At 61.6% G+C, this 16,109-nt stretch carries 13 protein-coding genes; 11 read left to right on the forward strand and 2 right to left on the reverse strand.

Translation table 11 applies throughout. The features are described from left to right. Nucleotides 1–26 precede the first annotated feature (26 nt). From CAF76_RS26060 to CAF76_RS26105, 10 genes are all read left to right on the forward strand, one after another. Nucleotides 27–1,175 carry an NAD/NADP-dependent octopine/nopaline dehydrogenase family protein gene (locus CAF76_RS26060; RefSeq protein WP_085649111.1) on the forward strand — a complete coding sequence of 383 codons (1,149 nt, stop codon included), beginning with the start codon at nt 27–29 and terminating at the stop codon, nt 1,173–1,175. A gap of 45 nt (nt 1,176–1,220) precedes the next feature. Further along, the gene (locus CAF76_RS26065; protein ID WP_085649112.1) at nt 1,221–3,074 is read left to right on the forward strand and encodes an IucA/IucC family siderophore biosynthesis protein; all 1,854 of its coding nucleotides are present in this window, start codon (nt 1,221–1,223) and stop codon (nt 3,072–3,074) included. Between the two features lie 13 nt (nt 3,075–3,087). Beyond that, complete coding sequence (locus CAF76_RS26070) at nt 3,088–4,332, forward strand: MFS transporter (RefSeq protein WP_074690762.1); 1,245 nt, start codon at nt 3,088–3,090, stop codon at nt 4,330–4,332. Nucleotides 4,333–4,346: 14 nt separating this feature from the next. Then, a complete protein-coding gene (locus tag CAF76_RS26075) occupies nt 4,347–5,531 on the forward strand; it encodes an aminotransferase class V-fold PLP-dependent enzyme (protein ID WP_085649113.1) in 1,185 nt (394 codons plus the stop codon). Nucleotides 5,532–5,615: 84 nt separating this feature from the next. Beyond that, entirely contained in the window at nt 5,616–6,131 is a 516-nt protein-coding gene (locus CAF76_RS26080; protein WP_039771138.1) for a sigma-70 family RNA polymerase sigma factor, read from the forward strand. Further along, entirely contained in the window at nt 6,132–7,109 is a 978-nt protein-coding gene (locus CAF76_RS26085; RefSeq protein WP_085649114.1) for a FecR domain-containing protein, read from the forward strand. It begins immediately after the preceding gene. A 93-nt stretch (nt 7,110–7,202) separates the two neighbouring features. Then, nucleotides 7,203–9,617: a TonB-dependent receptor gene (locus CAF76_RS26090; RefSeq protein WP_085649115.1), complete on the forward strand. Its 2,415-nt coding sequence runs from the start codon at nt 7,203–7,205 to the stop codon at nt 9,615–9,617. A 64-nt stretch (nt 9,618–9,681) separates the two neighbouring features. Further along, nucleotides 9,682–10,869, forward strand: a complete 1,188-nt coding sequence (locus CAF76_RS26095; protein ID WP_085649116.1) for an ABC transporter substrate-binding protein — start codon at nt 9,682–9,684, stop codon at nt 10,867–10,869. Further along, the gene (locus tag CAF76_RS26100; RefSeq protein ID WP_085649117.1) at nt 10,866–11,927 is read left to right on the forward strand and encodes an iron ABC transporter permease; all 1,062 of its coding nucleotides are present in this window, start codon (nt 10,866–10,868) and stop codon (nt 11,925–11,927) included. The genes CAF76_RS26095 and CAF76_RS26100 overlap by 4 nt, the downstream gene beginning before the upstream one ends. Further along, a complete protein-coding gene (locus CAF76_RS26105) occupies nt 11,921–12,676 on the forward strand; it encodes an ABC transporter ATP-binding protein (protein WP_085649118.1) in 756 nt (251 codons plus the stop codon). Before CAF76_RS26100 ends, CAF76_RS26105 begins: the two co-directional genes overlap by 7 nt. A 10-nt stretch (nt 12,677–12,686) precedes the next feature. Here the strand turns inward: CAF76_RS26105 and CAF76_RS26110 are convergent, their stop codons facing one another. Beyond that, nucleotides 12,687–14,813, reverse strand: a complete 2,127-nt coding sequence (locus CAF76_RS26110; RefSeq protein WP_085649119.1) for a TonB-dependent receptor domain-containing protein — start codon at nt 14,811–14,813, stop codon at nt 12,687–12,689. 142 nt (nt 14,814–14,955) lie between these two features. On the opposite strand from CAF76_RS26110, the gene CAF76_RS26115 reads away from it, so the two are divergent. Next, nucleotides 14,956–15,279 (forward strand): hypothetical protein, encoded by a 324-nt coding sequence (locus CAF76_RS26115; protein WP_082934460.1) that lies wholly within the window; start codon nt 14,956–14,958, stop codon nt 15,277–15,279. 18 nt (nt 15,280–15,297) lie between these two features. Here the strand turns inward: CAF76_RS26115 and CAF76_RS26120 are convergent, their stop codons facing one another. Beyond that, nucleotides 15,298–16,068 carry an AraC family transcriptional regulator gene (locus CAF76_RS26120; RefSeq protein ID WP_085649120.1) on the reverse strand — a complete coding sequence of 257 codons (771 nt, stop codon included), beginning with the start codon at nt 16,066–16,068 and terminating at the stop codon, nt 15,298–15,300. Nucleotides 16,069–16,109 lie beyond the last annotated feature (41 nt).

A 16,109-nucleotide genomic window follows, 5' to 3' on the forward strand; every position in this document is an offset into this window, starting at 1 on the left:
CGTCTCCCACACAGGAAAGTCTCTGTATGAAACCGCTGAAAGTCGCCATCTGCGGCGCAGGCCGGACCGGGCATCTGAATGCCATCCTGTTTAAACAGTTGCCCAATGTTCACGTTTCGATACTCACCAATAATCAAGAGGTGGTTGATCGTCACCTCGCCAATCTGCCGATGCTGGCGCTGATGCCGGACGGCTCGACGCTGAGCGCGCGACCGAACCAGGTCAGCAGCGATGCGAGTGTTGTAGTTGCCGACGCTGACATCGTGATCATTACGGTTCCGGCCCACGCACGACCGCAGACCCTGCAAGCCATCGCACCGCATTTGAGTTCAGGCAAACCGGTGTACGTCGGCGCAATCCCGGGTTTCTGCGGCTTCGACTGGCTGGCGGAAGCTTCGCTGGGCGAACACTCGAACGTGGTGATCTGGGGCATGAAGGATGTGCCGCATACCGCGTTCGATCTGAAGCCGGGCGTGTCGGTCAAGATGGGCGGCGGCAAGAGCCAGTTGTATGTCGCGTTGCACGACCGCGAATCAGCGCAATCACGGCAACACCTGGAACAAATCCTCACCACGCTGTACGGCCCCTGCGTGACGATGCTCGACCACTACCTGGAAATCACCCTGACACCGGGCAACCCGATCATGCACAGCTCGGTGATCTACGGTTTGATCGGTCCTTACGGCCAATGGCATCGCAAGATCTTCCCGCAACGAATGTGCTGGTGGACCGAATGCCCCGAGCTGGGCGCCTATTTTCTGGAGCGCATGGATCAGGAAAGTCAGGAACTGTGCAGCGTGATCAGCCAGCGCATGGGCATCGACCTGTCATCGGTCAAATCCCTCAAGCAGGAAATCGTCGAGGCCTATGGCGAGCAGATCCGCGATCAGAGCAGCATGCTGTCGATCCTGCGCACCAACCAGGCCTACAACGACATCCTCGCGCCAATGATTCCGGCCGACGACAACCGCGCCGGCTACGTGATCGAGCGCGAAAGCCGCGCCTTCAACGAAGACGTTGCCTACGGCCTCGTGCTGCTGGTGGAAATGGCCCGGCGCTTCGAACTGAAAGTCCCCTACATCGAAGAAGTCCTGCAATGGAGCGTTTCCTATATGCAGGGCCTGCGCGACTCGGCGCTCGACTACTTCCCCCGCCATTGGCCGCGCACGGCGTGAGCGGGTTCAACTTTTCATTAATTTCTCGACGAGCAGATAGCTGATATGGATGACTTCAAGACACTCATCGCCTACTCCCGCAAGAACGCCCTGCGACGGATGATCCGTTGCCTGTTTGCCGAAAACATTCTGGATCGCGCGGGCCTGCGCTTCTCTGAGGCCGGTAACGAGGCCACGTACGCGCTGAAAGACGGTCGTTCCCATGTGTTCTTTTCCAACATCGCCAAGGGCCCGGCCGATACCGTAGTCAATGACGGCGACGTGATCCTGATGACCGATGAAGGCGTACGACAGGTGATCTACACCCATCAGGACCTGCTGGATGTGCTGCGCGACAGCTTCGATTTCGAACCCACCGATGAAGGCATCGCCGGGCTCAAGTCGGACATGGAAAACAGCCTGATGAACGACGCCCACGCGCGTCAGCATCGCCAGCAATGGAACGCTCGACTGGCCGCCGCCGCCCGGGAACAGGGCCTCGACAGCCTGACCGATTACCTGCGCCAGCACGCCAGCACCAAGGACGCCGCGATCCTTCTCGACCAGTGGGGCTCGCTGGAAGGTCACCCCTACTATCCAACCTGGAAAGCCCGCCCGGGCCTCAGCGATGAGGAAGTCGAGCAACTGTCACCGGAGTTCAACGCCCAGGTGCCGCTGCGCATTGCCGCGCTGCGGGCCGACATGGCGAAAAGCGAAAGCATGCCTCACGTCAGCGATTACCACAGCTGGTTCGCCAGTAACTTCCCAACACAATGGGCGCAATGGAAGGCGTCGCTGAACGACAAGGGCCTGGACGAATCCCAGTGGTTGCCGCTGCCGATTCACTCATGGCATTTGCAGGCTTACGTGCTGAAAAACTTTGCGGCGGAAATTGCAGAAGGCATTCTCATCACCGACGGTCCGGACATCCAGACCCTGCCGACCATGTCCTACCGCACGATGATGCCGGTGCTCAAGGAGAGCGCGCCGCTGATCAAGTTGCCGATTGCCGTGTGGATGACCAGCGAACTGCGCAGCCTGCAAGCCAAGTCGATTCACATGGGGCCACGCATCAGCACCGTCATCACGAAGATCCTCGAGGTCGAAAACGGTTTCGAGCAACGCCTGGAAATCTTCCCGGAGGAGATCGGCGTGCGTTACAAGCACGCGATCACTCAGGACGACCACCCCGGCCGGCATCTGTCGGTGGTGTTCCGTGCCAGCCAGCAAGCGTTCGAGCGTAACGACGATTGTCTGCCGATCACCGTGGCTTCTCTGTTCACTCGCTTGCCGGGCAACGGTCGACCACTGTTCACCGAGCTGATCGAGCGCGACGGCGTTCGGGCCAATGCCGCTCAGGTGGAAGACTGGTTCCGTCAGTACGCCAAAGTGGTCACCCATCCGGTGGTGGCGATCTACCTGATGTACGGGATCGGGCTTGAGGCGCATCAGCAGAACACGATGGTGCTGTTTGCCCCGGATGGCAAAGCACGTAGTCTGCTGATCCGCGATTTCGGCGACGGCAGGACCTACGCCCCATTGCTGGAGGGACGCGGCTACACCCTGCAACCGCATGTGCAGCCGGGCATTCTGCCAACGGTGTTCGAGGGCGATATCGAGCCGGTGCGCATGTTCGTGCTCGACGCTGCATTCCTCACGCACCTGCATGAAATGGCCCTGTGGCTGACCAAGGAGTACGCGCTGGACAACAACCGGATGTGGGACATTCTGCGTGAAGAGACCGAGCAGGCGTTTGCGGCGGTACGCGAGCGTGTCGCGCCGGATCTATGGGAAGTCGAACGCAAGGCCTTCCTCAATGATCCATGGCCGACCCGTTCGTTGCTGCGCATGCACATGATGCAGTATTCCAACTACCGGATTCAGCACACGCTGACCAACCCGCTCAATGTCGTTCAATAACCGAGGCTGACTCATGACCCAAGCAGGTGCCATCGCGGGTTCGCGCGTAAGAGTCCTGATTTATCTTCTGTTCGCGATCCAGCTCATTTCGATGGGCGCGATGGAAATGAGCGGGCCATTCTGGCCTGTCCACCTGCGCGGGCTGACCTCGTCAGACTCGCTTTTCAGCTTCGCCAGCATCGCCGTGTACGTCGGGCCGATGCTGGGCATTATTCTGACCAGCGCATTCTGGGGCCGTATCGGCGACCGCTACGGCCACAAGTTGATGATGATCCGCGCCCTCGCCGGCCTGTCATTGACCCAGCTTGGGCTGGCCCTGTGCAGTGACATCTGGGTGATCCTGATCCTGCGCTTCCTGCAAGGCGCCTTCGCCGGCTACATCGCCCCGGCCCAGGCGTACGGCGTGAGCATTGAAGCACCTTCGCGGCGGGCACGGCTGTTCGCGATCCTGCAGATCTCCACCAACGTCGGCTCGTTGCTCGGCGCAGTGGTCGGCGGACTGATCCTCGATTACGCGACATTCTTCTGGATCAACATGATCGCCGCTGTGTTATGCGCCATCTGCACCGTGGTCGCAGCCGTGACGTTGCCGGATGTACCGCCAGTGAAGAAAGCGCCGGTCGCTGATAAAGCGGCTCCTGCCAGCCATAACACCAGCGTCTGGCAAGGCACGCCCCTGCTGTCGCTGCTGGGTGTCATGGGCATCCTGCTGCTGGCGCGGATGCTGCCGCAGACGTCGTTCTCGCTGTACGTCAGCTCGGTGTTCGAGGTCAGCAACTCGGTGGTCGGGCTGTGTTATGGCTTGCTGGCGCTGGGTTTCATTCTGTCGGCAACCGCATGGTCGCGTTACTTCGAGCACCGTACCCAGCAGGACACCCTGCAACGCATCACTTATGTCGTCCTCGGCTGTATTGCGCTGACGGCCCTTGCCGGCTACACGCGCAACCCGATCGTGTTCGTCGGTGCCTATTTCATCTGGGGCGTATTGCTGGGGGCCACCACGCCGGTGCTGATGGCCCTGATTTCCAAAACCGCCGACAGCTCGCGCCAGGGCTACGTGCTGGGCATTGCCCAAAGCACTGCGCAATTCGCGTCCATCGCCGGCATTTCGGCCGGTGGGTTACTCAGCCAGGTCTATGGTTTGCAGTACACCTACCTGTTTGTCTGCCTCGCCTACATGCTCGCGCTGATGCCCATCGTTGCCTTGCGCTACCGGCCGATGGTCATGCAACCGAGCCAGATGCCGCCGGGCGACTGACCAAGGAGTTTTCGTTGAACATTGAACAACTGCGCGCCGACACCCCTGGTGTCGAGCAACTGATTCACTTCAACAATGCGGGCGCGGCGCTGATGCCCAATCCAGTCATCGAAGCGGTGACCCGTCACTTGCAACTTGAAACCCGGATCGGCGGTTACGAAGCCGCCGGGCAACAGGCCCGGGAAGTGGAGGATGTCTACGACGCCATCGGCCAACTGATCAACGCGCGTCCCGATGAAATCGCGGTGATCGAAAACGCCACCCGCGCCTGGGACATGGCCTTCTATTCATTGCCGCTGCGGCCTGGTGATGTGGTGCTGACGTCGACTACCGAATACGCCGGCAACTACATTCCCTATCTGCAACTCAAGCAGCAGCGCGGCATCGAGATCAGGGTGATTCCCAACGATGAACAGGGACAGGTGTCATTGCCGGCGCTGCGGGACATGCTCGGCGATGATCGGGTCGCCCTGGTGTCGCTGCCGGTGATCGCCACCAACGGCGGCCCGGTGCAGCCTATCGAGCAGATCGGCGCCCTCGCCCGCGCGGCCGGGGTTCTGTTTCTGCTGGATGCCTGCCAGGGCGTCGGGCAGATGCCGATCGATGTGCAGAAAATCGGCTGTCATATGCTGGCGGCCACCAGCCGCAAATACCTTCGTGGCCCTCGGGGCATGGGGTTTCTCTACGTCGAAAAAACCTTGTGCGAAAACCTCGAACCGACGTTTCTCGACCTGCACGCGGCCTCATTGCTGACCCCGGATACCTTCAAGATCCGAGGCGATGCCCGACGATTTGAAAACTGGGAATGCAACGTTGCCGCGAAACTGGGCATGGGGGCGGCAGCCCGTTACGCCCTGGCGCAAGGCATCGAACCGATGTGGCAGCGCATTCAACGATTGTCGGCACACTTGCGCAATCGCCTGACCGACCTGCCCGGGGTGACACCGCAGGATCGAGGGGCGGTCAAGTCAGGCATCGTCACCTTCACCTGCCAGGGCACCAGCGCGGCGCAAGTCCAGACATGGCTGGCGCAGCAGGAAAAACGCGTCAATGTCACCACCTCGACTTTCCGCTCGACGCTGCTCGACATGCAGCAGCGGGACCTGCTGGAAGTCAGCCGCGCATCGCTGCACGCTTACAACACCGAGGATGAAATCGATGCCATGGTAAACACGTTGTTGAGAATGCCCCGCGCCTGAAAACGGATGCTGATTCGCGCTTGCGTCGCGGGCTCTTTGTACACTAGCATTGGGAATACTTCTCAATTGCAAAACACTGCAGCCATGAGCGAAACCCTTCCCGCGAACAACGACAACCATCTGCGCGTGATCGAAGCGCTGTACAGCGGCCATCACGGCTGGCTGTACGCCACGCTGAAGAAAAAACTGGGTAACGCCATGGATGCGGCGGATCTGGCGCAGGATACTTTCACTCGGATCCTCGCTTCTCAGGTCACGACCATCGAGCAACCCCGGGCGTACCTGAGTTGCGTGGCGAAGGGCATTCTCATCAACTGGTATCAGCGCAAGGCACTGGAACGCGCCTACCTCGATGCCCTCGCGCATTTGCCGGCGCCGGAAGTGCCCTCCCCCGAGTTGCGCTTCGTGGTGCTGGAAACCCTGCACGAAATCGACGCGATGCTCGACACCCTGCCGCCGCTGGTCAAACGCGCGTTCCTGCTGTCGCAGATCGGCGGCTTGAAATACGCCGACATTGCCGAGCAGCTGGACGTCTCGCTGATCACCGTCAAGCGCTACATGAAACAGGCTTTCGTGCAGTGCCTGATGCTGGTGGAATGAATGCTTACGCGCCGCAGTGAACCGCCGCTCGATCCGAAAATCCTCGAAGAAGCCGCCGAGTGGCTGATGCGCCTGAGCGAAAACGACCTCAGCGAAACCGAGCGTGCAGAGTGGGAATACTGGAAAGTCAGCAGCCCCGAGCGCAACCGGGCATGGGCCCGCGCGCAGTTGCTGCAAAGCAAGTTCGGCGGTCTGCCACCGTCGCTGGCGATGTCGGCGCTGGATCGTCCGAGCAACCCGGAACGTCGCGCAGCCCTCGGCAAACTGGCCTTGCTGCTGGCAGCGGTACCCGCCGGCTGGGGCAGCTGGAAACTCGCGCAATCGCAGCAATGGTCCGCCGATTACCACACCGCCGTCGGCCAGCGCCGCGAACTCACCCTGGCCGACGGCTCGCAAATCACCCTGAACACCGACACGGCCATCGACATCCTGTTCGACACCCGGCAGCGGCTGATCCATTTGCGCGAAGGCGAAATCCTGGTGCAGACCGCGCCGGACAACGCCGCGCAGCCTCGACCCTTTCTGGTCAGCACCCGTCAGGGCCGGATGCAGGCGCTGGGCACGCGCTTCACCGTTCGTGAATGGCAGCCGCACACCCAACTCGCAGTGCTCGAAGGCGCTGTGCAAGTCGAGCTGGCCGACAGCCCACAGAGCGCGCCAATCATCGTCAACGCCGGGCAACGTACCGACTTTTCATCACAGGCCTTTGGCTCGCTGAACCCGACCGACCGCAACGTTGGCGCTTGGACCGAGGGCATGCTGATGGCCGACAAGATGCGGCTGGCGGATTTCGTTGTCGAACTGGCGCGCTATCGCCGAGGCTTTGTGCGGTGCGATCCAGCCATTGCCGACCTGCGCATTTCCGGGGCCTTTCCCATCAGTGATACCCAACGCTCGCTGAACATGCTGGCGCAGACCTATCCCGTGCGCGTCTCCGGGCACTTGAGTGGTTACTGGGTGACGCTCTCACCCGCCTGAGCAAAAAAATCACCGCACGGGTGATACTTTTTTTGATCTCGGCTGGCTATGAAAGGAACAACCATTCCACCTCGTCCATAGGGTCATCCCTTCATGCTCGTTGCACGACCCTTGCTTGCGGATCGTCTGCTAAAGCCCGTTATGCGCGGCGTGTTGCTCAGCGTTGTGCTGGGCCTGGCCAGCAGCGCCCTCGCCGAGGCAGCCAGGCCGGAGCAGCTGGACGCGGTCACTGTGCGAGCCTACAACATCGGGCCCGGCCCGCTTGGCGTGACCCTCTCGAGCTTTGCCGTGGACGCCGGTATCGCCTTGTCGTTTCAGCCGTCGATCACCGAAGGCCTCGTCAGCCCTGGGTTGTCCGGCAGCTACTCGGTGCAGGAAGCGGTGTCTCGACTGCTCGAAGGCAGTGGCCTGGAGATGGTCGCTCGCAGCGACGGGACCTGGACGCTGGTAGTGCGCCGGGTCACGTTGGCGGACACCACGGTCGAAGGCATCGACACGCGCACCGACAGCTTGCCGCCGGTGCTTGCGGGCGGTCAGGTCGCCCGCGGCGGACGCCTTGGCATTCTGGGCAACCGCGATGCGATGGACGCTCCGTTCAGTGTCAGCAGCTACACCTCGACACTGATCAAGGACCAGCAGGCTGTCACCGTCGGCGACTTGCTGGAGCGCGACTCATCGGTGCGTTCCACAGGGCAGACAGGCGGGATTGTCGACTCGTTCTTCATCCGTGGTTTTCCGGTCGGCGAAGGCAACCTCGGTGAACTGGCGTTCGACGGCGTGTACGGCGTGGCCTCCAACTACCGGGTGTTCACCGAGTACGCCGAACGGATCGAACTGGTCAAAGGCCCCGGCGCCCTGCTCTACGGCATGTCGCCCAACAGCGGTGTCGGCGGCGTGATCAACGTGGTACCCAAGCGTTCACTGGACGAAGACCTGACTCGTTTCACCACCAGTTACGCCTTGAATACCCAGCTCGGCGGCCACCTAGATGTCAGCCGACGCTTCGGTGAAGAACGCCGCTTCGGCGTGCGGATCAATGGCAGCGTCCAGCAAGGCGATACGGCTATCGACAAGCAATCCCGAGAGGTCGGTATCGGCGCGATGTCCCTCGACTACCAGGGCGAACGCCTGCGCACCACCCTGGACCTGATCAATCAGAAAGAGAGTTTCGACGCCGCATCCCGCCCCTTCCTGATTGCCTCCGGCGTGGAGATTCCGTCCGCAGCCAACGGCCGCACCAGCGTCAGCCAGGAATGGGGCTGGTCGGAAACCCGCGACAAATCGGCGTTGCTCGGCGGCGAATACGACCTCAACGACAACCTGACCGTGTTCGCCCACGCCGGCGGTGGCCGATCGGATGTCGCGCGCATGTCCGACCAGACGCCGACCATCATCAACGAAGCGGGCGACACCTCGTCGATCCCCGGCTATTACAAATTCGAAGTCCAGCGCTACACCGTCGATGCCGGTGCGCGGCTGCGGTTCGACACCGGGCCGATCAGTCATAGCACGGCGCTACAAGTCACCCGCTACCGCGATAACTTGTCCCGGGGGATTATTTCCGGCCCGGCGATCCTGTCGAACATCTATCACCCGCTCGATCGCCCGAAACCCGCGATCGCCAAGCCGGATACCCCGAAGGTTTCCGAAAGCGAGCTGTCGGGCGTGGCCCTCGCCGACACCCTGTCGGTGCTCGATGAACGCCTCCAGGTCACGCTCGGCGTGCGCCAGCAGAACATCAAGTCGGATAACTACAACACGGCCGGCTCAATCACCACGTCCTACGACAAAAGCAAATCCACGCCGCTGTTCGGGATCGTCGCCAAGCCCTGGGACCATGTCTCGTTCTACTACAACTACGTCGAAGGCCTGAGCAAGGGTGACATCGCGCCGTCCGCCGCTGCCAACGCGGGCGAGATTTTTTCCCCTTATGTGTCGCGCCAGCAGGAAGTCGGGGTCAAGCTCGACTACGGCCGTTTCATGTCCACCATCGCCCTGTTCCAGCTTGAAAAGCCCAGCGGTGAACTGGCATCCGGGGTGTTCTCGGTCAATGGCGAACAGCGCAACCGGGGCGTCGAACTGAACATGGCGGGCGAGATTGCAACAGGCACACGCCTGATCGGGGGAGTGACGCTGCTCGACGGCGAACTGACCCGAACCGGTGTCGCTGCCAACCGTGGCAACAAACCGGTCGGGGTTCCCGAAGTGCAAGCCAACCTCTGGGCCGAATGGGACGTGCCGCAAGTCGAAGGCCTGACATTGACCAGCGGCGCGATCTACACCGGCAGCCAGTACGTCAATCAAGCCAACACCCAACAACTGGACGCCTGGACCCGCTTCGATGTCGGCGCGCGCTACGCCACTCGCATCGCCGAACGGCCGACCACTTTGCGGGCCACCGTGCAGAACGTGTTTGACCGTGAATACTGGTCGGGCGTCGCCTCCTACGGCGCGTTCTCCCAGGGCGCGCCTCGGACCTTATTGCTCTCGGCCACTGTCGATTTCTGAAACGTCCGGCCCGGAGCGGCGCCTGGCGTCGTGGTCCGATCCGGCTTTTGCAAAGGCATACACCATGGTTAATGTTTTTCGCCGCCGCCAGACCTTCGCCGCCCTGCTGATCGCCGGGCTGCTGGGTTTGTCGATTTCTTCCTTGATGCCAAGCCGCGTACAGGCTGGCGAAGCGGATCCGGCACTGGGCACCGTGACTGACTTGCAGGGCCGCACGGTCAAGGTTCATCTGCCGGTGCGCCGGGTGATCCTGGGTGAAGGTCGCCAGTTGTATCTGGTGGCCGCGCTGGATACGCAGAACCCTATCGAACGCATCGTCGGCTGGCGCAAGGATTTGATCCAGTCCGACCCGGATACCTATAACGCCTACCTGCGCAAATTCCCCGACATCGCGAAAATCCCGACCTTCGGCGGTTTCGAGAGCGGCACCTTCGACATCGAGCAGGCGATCTCGCAGAAGCCTGACGTGATCATCCTCAACATCGAAGCGCAGCACGCAACCGAGGATGCCCGCTACATCGAGAAACTCGATGCCCTGGGCATCCCGGTGGTGTACGTCGACTTTCGCAACAACCCCATGCAGAACACCGAGCCGACCATGCGTCTGTTCGGCAAGTTGTTCGGCAAGGAAGAGCGCGCCGAAGCGTTCATCGATTTTCGTAACCAGCAGATCCACCGCGTCACCGACGTGATCGAGAAATACCATCCTGCCCGTCCCAAAGTGTTCATCGAGCGCATCGGTGGCTATACCGATGATTGCTGCCTGAGTTTCGGCAACGAGAACTTTGGTCAGTTCGTCGACATGGCCGGTGGCAATAACATCGCCCGTCGGATCATTCCGAGCACCTTTGGGCAACTGAACCCTGAGCAAGTGATCGTCGCCAATCCCGACCATGTGGTGGTTACCAGCGCCGACTGGGAAGCCTTTGCGCCGGGGGGCCATTGGGTCGGCGTCGGCCCGGGCGCAGACCTGACCGAAGCCCGGCGCAAACTGGCCTGGTACACCCAGCGCCCGGCCTACGCCGGCATCAAGGCGCAGAACACTCAGGCGTTTCATGCGATCTGGCACCAGTTTTACAACAGCCCTTACCAGTTCGTGGCCATTCAGCAATTGGCCAAATGGTTCCACCCGGAACTGTTCGCCGATCTTGATCCCGATGCGGAATTTCGCGAGATGCACGAGCGCTTCCTGCCGGTGCCGTATGAACCGGGCTATTTCGTCAGCCTGCAAAAAACCGAGGACAAGCCATGAGTTCGCTGGGCGAAGCACCGATTGTGCAGAGCGTCACCTACCGGCGACTGGTGCTGCGTAAACGGCTGATTCTGCTAGGGCTGGCCGTGCTGCTGATCTTCAGCGTGTTGCTCGATCTGGCGCTGGGCCCGGCCCGTTACAGCCTCAGCAAAGTGCTCGGTGCTTTGTTATCGCCGGAAACCGCATCGGCACAAGTGCGGGTGGTCATGTGGGACATCCGCCTGCCGGTGGCGTTGATGGCGGTCGCTGTCGGCGCGGCGCTTTCGCTCGCCGGGGCGCAGATGCAGACCATCCTCAACAACCCGCTCGCCAGCCCGTTCACCCTCGGTATTTCGGCGGCGGCCGGTTTCGGCGCGGCGCTGGGGCTGGCCTTCGGCGTGGCGCTGTTTCCGCTGGCGGCGCAATACATGGTGCCGCTCAACGCGTTCATCATGGCGATGCTCTCGGCGCTGTTGATTCACTTCATGAGCATGCGTCGTGGCGTGACCGCCGAAACCATCGTGCTGCTCGGCATCGCCCTGGTGTTTACCTTCAATGCGTTACTGGCGCTGGTGCAGTTTTTCGCCACCGAACAAGCCGTGGCAGCCGTGGTGTTCTGGACCATGGGCAGCCTGACCAAGGCCACATGGCCGAAACTCGGGGTGATCTGCGTGGTGATCCTCATCACCCTGCCGATCTTCGCCAAACGTGCGTGGGCGATGACGGCCCTGCGCCTGGGCGACGACAAGGCTGCGAGTTTCGGCATCAACGTGCGCAGCCTGCGCTTTCAAACGCTGATCATGGTCAGTCTGCTCGCTTCGTTTCCGGTGGCGTTCGTTGGCACGATCGGTTTCATCGGGCTGGTTGGGCCGCACATTGCGCGGATGCTGATCGGCGAGGATCAGCGGTTTTTCCTGCCGGCCTCGTTGCTGACCGGTGCGCTGATCCTGTCCGCCAGTTCGGTGGTCAGCAAGACCCTGATCCCGGGAGCGATATTCCCCATCGGTGTGGTCACGTCACTGATTGGCGTGCCGTTCTTCATTTCTCTGATTCTCAACGGTAAGAAAAACTCATGGTGAAGATCCGGCTCGACAACCTCGGCGCCCGCTACGGTCAGCGCGAGATCATTTCCGGCGTCAGTACCGCAACGTTTACCGGCGGCCAGGTCGTGGCCGTCGTCGGTCCCAACGCGGCAGGCAAATCGACGCTGTTCAAGCGCATGGCCGGGCTGATCGACGGGCCGGGCGAAGTGATTCTGGAAGGCTCGAAAAAAGGCACTCAAGGCATCAGCTACATGCCCCAGGGCCTGAACGCCAGCGCCCGGCTCACGGTGTACGAATCGGTGCTGCTGGCGCGCAAGCAACTGACGCCCAACTGGGCGGTTCACGATGATGAACTGAAACTGGTGGACGAGATTCTCGAAGCGCTCGGGATCACCGAACTGTCGTTTCGCAACCTCGGTGAGCTGAGCGGCGGCCAGCAGCAATTGGTGTCAATCGCCCAGACGCTGGTGCGCGAACCGGAAATCCTGCTGATGGACGAACCCACCAGCGCACTCGACATGCACCGGCAGGTTCAGGTTTTGAACTTCATGAAAGCCCTCGCGCGCCGTCGCGAAGTGATCGTGTTCATCGCCATCCACGACCTGAATCAGGCGCTGCGTTTTGCCGATCAGGTGCTGGTCATCGCGGGTGGCACGGCCCATGGCAGCGGACCCAGCCATGAAGTCATCACCGAGCCGATGCTGCGCACGGTCTACAAGGTCGAGGCGCGGATCGAGCAATGCAGTCGCGGGCAGCACCATATTCTGATCGATGACATTGTTTGAGGGTTGGCCCTCAGAGCAGACTCCACGACACCCCGACATACATCGCCATGCCCTCACCCGGTGTGGAGCGTGCGGCGTCCAGTCCTTTATCGTCATAGCCCGGCGTAACGGTAGCGGCGTAGTGCTTGTCGGTCAGGTTGCGCATGTCCAGCCAGGTCTGCCAGTCGCCTTTCGGTGCGTTGTAACCGAGGGTCGCGCCGAAGGTGGCGTAAGGATCGGCGTAATAGCTGTTGGCGTAATCCACTGCGGTTTTCGAGACCAGTTGCGTGTTGACCGCCGCGAAGAAACCCTGCGGAAAGTCGTAGCGCAGTTCGCCCTGGTAGTAATGCATCGGCAAGCCCGGCAGGCGGTTGTCGCCGAAGCGGTCGTCGTCGCGGTAGTGGAAATCGCTGAAGGTGTAGGCCTGCCGCAGGCTCAACTTGCCGCCATCGTTTGCTGACCACAGGTTGCTGTTCAGGCTGGCTTCAATACCTTGGTGCACGGTCGGGCTGGCGTTGAGTTCGTAAGGCGTGGTCGCGTTGGCGTCCGGCAATACCGAGAGCAATTCGTGGCGCACCTGAGCGTAGTACCAGGCCAGGCTCCATTCACCGAGCGCACTGTCGCCACGGCCGCCGAGTTCCAGGGTGGTCGCGGTCTGATTCTGCAGCTTGACCGGGTCGCGCTGGGTGCCGGTGGCGGCGCCGCTGCCGGCCGGGAACCGTACGTTGGAGCTGTAGATCAGCGACCACGGATGCGGCGCTTCGACCGAACGGCTCAGGTTGCCGAACAGTTGCAGGTCCGGCGTCACCTGATAACGCAAGCCCAGGCGCGGCGCGTAATCCCAGTCGCCGAGGCTGGTTTTGCCGCCACCCTCAGGGTAGGTCACCGCGCTTTCGCGACGGGTGTAGATCGCGGCGAGGCCGGTGGTCAGCCACAGGTCATCGGCGATTTCCAGGTCGTTGCCCACGTGCAGGACAGAATCCGACCCCTGATAAGTGAAGTTGCGCATGTGGGTGCCCAGCGCGTAACCGGCGGTGTTGCCGGTGGGAATCCGCACCCGTTCGCTGGCACCGTCGTTGGGCAGGTGTTTGGTCACTCGCAGGCCCACGGTGCTGTTGCTCTCCATGCCCCAGAGCGTGTCGCGGCGCTTGTAGTCGAACGTGCCGCTGACATCGGTGTAGGCGACCTTCAGGCGATTGGGGCCTTCGCGCAGGTCCATCGGGTAATCGTGATAGACCAGACCGGTCTGAATGCTCGAATCGTCGTCGATGTAGTACGTGGTCTTGTTGCCGATGAAGGTGCTGCCGGGTTGGTCGCGGCTGTCGTTACGCGTCACGTAGGCCGGGTTGGCTGCGCGCGGATCGTGCTCGATGGAGTGTTTGGTCACCCGCCCGGCGAGGTCGTTGTCGGTCTCGCGGTGACGGATGTAGAAGCGGGTTTCCAGATTCGGATTGAAGCGATAGCCGAAGTTGGCGATGACGCCCTGGCTCTTGCTCGCGGTGTGATCCTGATAACCGTCGGAATGCGCGTCGGTCATCGACAGGTAGTAATCGAAATCGCCCAGCACCTGGCCGGAGCTGACTTGTCGCTGAGCGTAACCGTGGCTGCCCATGACGTAACGCACATTCAGCAGTGGCGCGTTATAGCCTGTGTGGCTGACGTAATCGACGGCGCCACCGAGGGCCAGCGCACCGCGATCAAAACCGTTGGCGCCGCGTAGCACTTCCACATGATCCAGCCACAGCGGCTCCAGCAGTTCATAAGGCGTGCCGCCCGGGCCGGTCAGCGGCAGGCCGTCGAGCATCGTGTACAGCCCCGAGGCGTGGGCGCCGGGAGCGCGATTGATGCCCGAGCCACGGATCGAGATTTTCGTCCCTTCGTTGCCCGCTGACTGGGCATAGACACCCGGTTGATACGCCAGCACGTCCTGATTGCTCGCGACCCGGCCCTGCAATGGCTGGCGCATATCGACCACGTTGCTGCCACCCGGCACCTGGGCCAGACGAGCCTTCGCCTCTTCCACCGACAGGTCGTCAGCGCTCTGATCCTCGGCCCCGATCAGCACTTGCCCCAGTTCCAGCCCCTGGGATTGCGCCTTGACCGGACAGACAAGGGCCAGCCCCAGCAAGGCAGCGGGCAGGGTTTTGAGCGAAGGCATCGGGTGAACTCCAGACAGGCGGGAACGGACAGTGACAACTGCGACGCATGAATGAACGAAGGAAACACATGGCGATTTGGTTTTTTGTCAGGTAAACAGGCCTGTGGTTTTCCAACAGCAATCAAACAAGGGAGCGTCTGAGGTGGCTGAAGAAGTGCTGAAGTCCAGGCTGGCTAATTTTCTCGTGCCCGGCGGACTCTGGGTGGGTGGGAAAGTGGTGATCACGCCGTCCGGGATTCGTATGAGTGCCAATGCCATGAACCGCGCGGTGCCCGGCGGAGTTCTGGACGTTGAAGTCCCGATAGCCACGATTCGCAAGGTCACTCTGGAGGGGGGATTCATTACCCGGATCGTCAGTCTGGAGACCGACAACGGTTACGTTTACTTCCGTTGTTTCGGAGCGAAGGCAATGGCCGGGCTGATCACAAAACTGTACGTCGCACACACGCTGAAACGAGCGGGCTGATCGCCCACCGAAACCCGCTCATTGCTCTGTCGCCTGCCGGTACTGACGCGGGGTAAACCCGGTCGACGCCTTGAACTGGCGGGTGAAGGCGCTGTGATCGGTGTAGCCGCATTGCAGCGCCACCTCGGTGATCGGCAGTTCGGTATGCAACAAGCGATGGGCATGTTCCAGCCTTACTTTCTGAATCATCTGCCTCGGCGTAAGGTGAAAGACCCGTTTGCAGTAGCGCTCCAGCTGCGCCACCGAAATGCCGGCGATCCGGGTCAGCTCGCCCAAGGTGACACGCCGATTGAAATGCGCGCGGATGTGTTCGTCGACCGCCGCCAGGCGCTGAAACGCCGGGTGGGTTTCGCTGGCCGATTGCAGGTCCACCGAAATCCCCGCGAGGCCGATGATCTCGCCGTCGCGGTTGTACAGCGGACGCTTGTGCGTCAGGCACCAGCCCGGTTCGCGACTGCCGTACAGGTGCAGTTCCAGCTGATCCTCCAGCACGAAGCCTTCTTCCAGCACCCGCCGATCCTGCTCGGTATAGCCCGGCCCCAGTTGCGCCGGAAACACCTGCGCACTGGTTTTGCCGAGCAGCGGTTTCAGGTCTTTCAAGCCGCAGCGCTGCACCAGCGTGCGATTGGCCAGGACGTACCGCGCCTGCACATCCTTGATGAAAATCGCCGCGTTCGGAATCACGTCCAGCATCGGCAACAGCGGCGCCACCCCCGCCAGCAGCGCCTCGAGGGTGTAGGGACGATTGTGCGCATCGCCCTGGCTCAGGATCGCAAATGCGTTCTGCATGGTGACGGTTTTCCCCGGTGAGTGGATCGGGCTGAGGCGTT

This window comes from Pseudomonas sp. B40(2017) (assembly GCF_002112855.1).
GTDB lineage: Bacteria > Pseudomonadota > Gammaproteobacteria > Pseudomonadales > Pseudomonadaceae > Aquipseudomonas > Aquipseudomonas pharyngis.

Bases quoted from the DNA above. Each gene is read 5' to 3' on its own strand.
- CAF76_RS26100 (WP_085649117.1), top strand. From the start codon at position 10,866: ATGAGTTCGCTGGGCGAAGCACCGATTGTGCAGAGCGTCACCTACCGG.
- CAF76_RS26105 (WP_085649118.1), top strand. From the start codon at position 11,921: ATGGTGAAGATCCGGCTCGACAACCTCGGCGCCCGCTACGGTCAGCGC.
- CAF76_RS26095 (WP_085649116.1), top strand. From the start codon at position 9,682: ATGGTTAATGTTTTTCGCCGCCGCCAGACCTTCGCCGCCCTGCTGATC.
- CAF76_RS26080 (WP_039771138.1), top strand. From the start codon at position 5,616: ATGAGCGAAACCCTTCCCGCGAACAACGACAACCATCTGCGCGTGATC.
- CAF76_RS26070 (WP_074690762.1), top strand. From the start codon at position 3,088: ATGACCCAAGCAGGTGCCATCGCGGGTTCGCGCGTAAGAGTCCTGATT.
- CAF76_RS26060 (WP_085649111.1), top strand. From the start codon at position 27: ATGAAACCGCTGAAAGTCGCCATCTGCGGCGCAGGCCGGACCGGGCAT.
- CAF76_RS26110 (WP_085649119.1), bottom strand. From the start codon at position 14,813: ATGCCTTCGCTCAAAACCCTGCCCGCTGCCTTGCTGGGGCTGGCCCTT.
- CAF76_RS26090 (WP_085649115.1), top strand. From the start codon at position 7,203: ATGCTCGTTGCACGACCCTTGCTTGCGGATCGTCTGCTAAAGCCCGTT.
- CAF76_RS26085 (WP_085649114.1), top strand. From the start codon at position 6,132: ATGCTTACGCGCCGCAGTGAACCGCCGCTCGATCCGAAAATCCTCGAA.
- CAF76_RS26065 (WP_085649112.1), top strand. From the start codon at position 1,221: ATGGATGACTTCAAGACACTCATCGCCTACTCCCGCAAGAACGCCCTG.
- CAF76_RS26120 (WP_085649120.1), bottom strand. From the start codon at position 16,068: ATGCAGAACGCATTTGCGATCCTGAGCCAGGGCGATGCGCACAATCGT.